1 protein-coding gene is annotated in these 4466 nt (G+C 68.9%); it reads right to left on the minus strand.

Translation table 11 applies throughout. From position 1 onward, the window contains the following. Positions 1–59: 59 nt before the first annotated feature. The gene (locus ACFWFI_RS41270; RefSeq protein ID WP_387400876.1) at positions 60–4019 is read right to left on the minus strand and encodes a glycoside hydrolase family 2 TIM barrel-domain containing protein; all 3960 of its coding nucleotides are present in this window, start codon (positions 4017–4019) and stop codon (positions 60–62) included. Positions 4020–4466: the final 447 nt, after the last annotated feature.

Genomic DNA, 4466 nt, shown 5'->3' on the forward strand with positions numbered 1-4466 from the left:
GCGCGGGGGGCGGCCCCCCCGTGTTTGGGGGGGCGCCCCCCGTCCCGACCGTCACCGCGTCAGGCGGGGGACTCCGTCGCCGTCGGCCGTCGCGACGCCGCCGTCGCACCGTCGAGGCCGGTCAGAGGGCGCAGCCGGTAGGTGTAGGAGTAGTCCTTGTCCGCGAAGAGCTTGAACTCGTCGTGCGTGTGCGCGCCCCAGCTGTCGTCACCGCCCACACCCATCTGCCGGTGGTTCAGCCGCAGTACGACTTCGTTCCGCGGGGTCAGCTGGTAGTCGTGGCGGGCGCCCTCCGACAGGTCCTCCGGGGTGAAGTGCGAGGCGTTGACCTCGATCAGCGGCTCGCCGGAGGCGAGCAGTCCCTTGCCCCTGCCGTCCGTCAGTGCCACCCACCGCACGTCCGTCTTGTTGCCGTTCTCCTGCGGGCGGACGTAAGGGGTCCACTGTTCGGAGACGGTGCCGGAGTGCAGGCCCACATCGGTGCCGTTGTTGCGGTCCCAGTGGTTCTCCTCCGGGCCACGGCCGTAGTAGTGCAGGTGTTCCAGACGGCCGGGCAGGAAGAGCAGCGTGCCGACCTCCGGGATGTACGGAAGGCCGGACGAGCCCGGGTGCAGTGTGTGGTCGACCTTGATCTCGCCGTTGCCGAAGACCGTGTACGTAGTGGTGTAGGTGGACTCCGTCGTGGTCGGCAGGGTGCCGCTGACGGTGATCTCGACCGCCCGGTCGCGCAGCCCGCGTACCTGGACTCCCGTCACCTTCCGGTCGCTGCCCGCGTAGCGCCAGGTGCCGTTCCGGCCGGGCTGGCCGTTGCCGGTGTCGTTGTCGGTGGGGGCGCGCCAGAAGTTCGGGGCGGGTCCCGAGGTGATCAGCTGGTCGCCCCCCGCCTCGTAGGAGGTGATGACGCCGGTGCTCCTGTCGACGGTGACGGAGAAGCCTTCGCCGGTCACCGTCACGGAGTCGCCGTCGTCCCGATAGCTCAGTGCCCTAACGGAGTCGAGCGGCCGGGGCGTCACGGCCGGGCTGCCTGCGTCGAGGGCGAGCTGCTGCCCGGCCACCTCGAATCCGGCCTTCGCCCACTTCGTGGATTCCCTGGTGGTGAACGACAGCTGGAGGAAGTACTCCGCGCCCGGCGCAGGGGCATCGGGCAGGGTGAAGGGGACGGTGACGGTCCTGCTGGACAGGGGGTCGATGTCGAGCTGGGCTCGGGTCAGCTTTCCGCGCTGCACCGCCTTGCCGTCGGCGATCACGGTCCAGCTGCCGTTGCACTCACGGAGGTTGGTGAACAGGTACTCGTTGGTGACGGTGATCCGCCGGGAGGCCGCGTCGCCGTCGGCGGTCGCCACGTTGATCGCCTGGAGGACCCGTTTGATCTCCGCCGCCTTGCCGGTGTGCCCGCGGTCGGCGGTGACGATGCCGTCGGCGCTGAAACTGCCGTCATTCGGGTTGTCGCCGAAGTCACCGCCGTAGGCGTAGAACGTGGGCTCCGACGGCCGGACTTCCTTGAAGTCGACGGTGGCGGCGTCGAACCAGAGCCGCACGCCGTCGTCGCCGGGGCCACGGGAGCCGGATGCGAGTTCGGCCGCGGTCAGGGCCCGGGCGTAGACGCGCGCCCGCCGGACGGTGCCGCTGAACTCGCGGGTCCAGTTGTCCGCGTCGGTGGCGATCGCTACCGGCGTGTTGTTGCTGTCGGGCCGTTGGGGGGCCGCCTTGGTGGCCCTGGCCTCGCCGTCGACGTAGAGGGTCAGCGTTGCCGCCGCCGCGTCGAAGACACCCGCGATGTGGTGCTCGGTGCCGGTCCAGTTCTCCGGCAGTGCCCAGCTCGCGGTGATCCACCGGCCGCCGGAGTGGATGAAGAACTCCAGGTTGCCGTCCGTCTGCTTCAGCGCGTACTGGGTGTCCCCCTTGGCCAGGATCGGCTGGTGACGGCCGGTCACCTTCTGCGTGATCCACGCCTCCAGGGTCAGTGAGCCGGTGATGTCGAGGCCCGCGTCGCGTCCGAAGACCGTTCCCCCGTACACGCCCTTGTCCCGGTCGAATGTGCCGCTGGGGGCGAGGATCTCCCCGGTCACCGCACCGGGGCCGGCATCCGTGAACAGCTTGCGCGTCGGCGTGGGCCAGACGAGTGCCTGGTCGGCGAAGTCCCAGATCCAGCCACCCTGCAGGACGTCGTGACTGCGGATGACGTCCCAGTACTTCTTGAAGTTGCCGCTGGAGTTGCCCATCGCGTGGGAGTACTCGATCAGGACGAACGGCCGGGTGTCGGCGGTGTCCTTGGCCCGCTGCTCGACCTGGGCGGGCTTGGTGTACATCTCCGAGCGGATGTCGCTGATCCCGGGGCGGTCGTCGCCCTCGTACTGGATGACACGGGTGGAATCGTAGGAACGGATCCAGTCGTGCATGGCGACGAAGGCGGAGCCGGTGCCGGCCTCGTTGCCGAGCGACCATATGACGGCGGAGGCGTGGTTCTTGTCGCGGTGGACCATGTTCTTGGCGCGGGCCACGCACGCCTCGGTCCAGTCGGCGTGGTTGCCGGGGTAGCTGTCACGGATGCCGTGGGTCTCGAGGTTGGTCTCGTCCACCAGGTACAGGCCGTACTCGTCCGCCAGCTCCAGCCACAGCGGGTTGTTGGGGTAATGGGAGGTGCGGACGGAGTTCAGATTCAGCCGCTTGACGACCTCGATGTCCTTGACCATGTCCGCCCGGGTCAGCGACATGCCCCGCTCGGGGTGCATCTCGTGCCGGTTCGTGCCGCGCAGGGAGACGGGCTTACCGTTGATGCGCATCAGTCCGTCCTCGATCGCGAACTCGCGGAAGCCCACGCGGTGCGACAGTGTCTCGGTCACCCTGCCCGCCGGGTCACGCAATCGCAGTACGGCGGTGTAGAGGTTCGGATGCTCGGCGGACCACAGTTCGGGCTTCGGGACGGCCCTGGCCGCCTTCACGGTCACATCGCTTCCGGCCGGGGAGGAGCCGAGGTCGGCGGGCTGCCGCAGCGGACGGGACCAGACGGGGTGTCCGTCGGCGTCGTAGAGCTGGGTCTCGACGGTGTACGTCCCCTTCCCGGAGGCGCTGCCGTCGCCGTAGGCGCGCACGGAGGCGGTGACGGACAGTTCGGCCGTCGTGTATCCGTCGCCGAGCGGGGTGTCGAGCTTGAAGTCCCTCAGATGGACGGCCGGGGTGGAGAAGAGGTGGACCGAGCGGAAGATTCCGCTCAGCCGGATCATGTCCTGGTCCTCCATCCAGTCGCCGTCGGAGAAGCGGTAGACCTCCACGGCGATCTGGTTGCGGCCTCGTTCGAGGTGCGGGGTGATGTCGTACTCGGCGGAGGTGTAGGAGTCCTCGCGGTACCCCACCGGCTTACCGTTGATCCACACGTAGTGGGCGGACTTCACCCCCTCGAAGTGCAGGAACACCTGCCGTCCGTCCCAGCCCCTCGGAACGGTGAAGGTACGGCGGTACTGGCCGACGGGGTTGTAGCGGGTGGGGGCGTAGGGCGGCTGCGCCTCCTCCCCCAGGCCGTTGGCGCCGGCCCAGGGATACGTGATGTTGGAGTAGATCGGGAAGTCGTAGCCGTGCAGCTGCCAGCAGGACGGCACGGGGATGGTGTCCCAGGAGTGATCGTCGAGGTCGGTCCGGTGGAAGTCGGGGTCGCGGTCGTCGGGACGGTCGGCGTAGGCGAACTTCCACGTCCCGTCGAGGTCGAGCCGCCACGGGGAGCGTGTCCGGTCGCCGGCAAGGGCCTGGTCGACGTCCGCGTATGGCATGAGCGTGGTGTGGGGCGGCTCAGAACCGACTTCGAAGAGCGCGATGTTGTTGTTCCACTCCGGGTAGCCGTTGGCCGGCGGGTCCCCGGCAGCGGAGGCGGAGTCGGCGCTTGCGACCGCGCCTGCGGGCATGGCGGCCGGGAGGGCGGAGAGGGCGAGCGCGCCGAAGCCGGCGGCTCCGCCCTCCAGAATCCGGCGGCGGCTGACGCTCCTGGGCAGGTGGGCCGGCTGGTGGGGGGAAGACGAGTGCTGCATGGCAGTGGACCCCTAGGGATGGCCGTACTGCGTGCGTCGGTGCGGCGCACAGCGCGTAGGCGTGTCGTCATGTTCCGTTCGATGCCGTCGACGTACTGAACGGGAACTCACGGCCCGGATCTGCCCCGGTGGCCGCCTCGGCCGGCCCGGCTGTGTTCGCAGCCGTCATGCGTAGCGCTACTGGTCCTCATGTCGATGCGGCTCCTTGCGGGAGAAGTTGCCTCTTCGTCACGTTCGAAATTTCGGCACGCGTCCGAAATCCTGCCGAGACGGTAGTGACGCGTGGTGAGGGGTGTCAACGGTCGCGCATGACGGGTGTTTCCCTTTGACGCCAGGGGTGTTGACGGAGACAGAGAGGGGCACCGCTCCTCCGCGAACGAGATCCCGCGCGGTGTCCGACATATCGAGGCGCTGTCGAGCGGTACGAAACGGCGCCGCGGCCGGCCG

It is taken from the genome of Streptomyces sp. NPDC060209 (genome assembly GCF_042728155.1).
Taxonomy (GTDB): Bacteria; Actinomycetota; Actinomycetes; order Streptomycetales; family Streptomycetaceae; genus Streptomyces.

Coding starts and splice junctions, on each gene's coding strand:
- ACFWFI_RS41270 (WP_387400876.1), bottom strand. CDS start 4,019: ATGCAGCACTCGTCTTCCCCCCACCAGCCGGCCCACCTGCCCAGGAGC.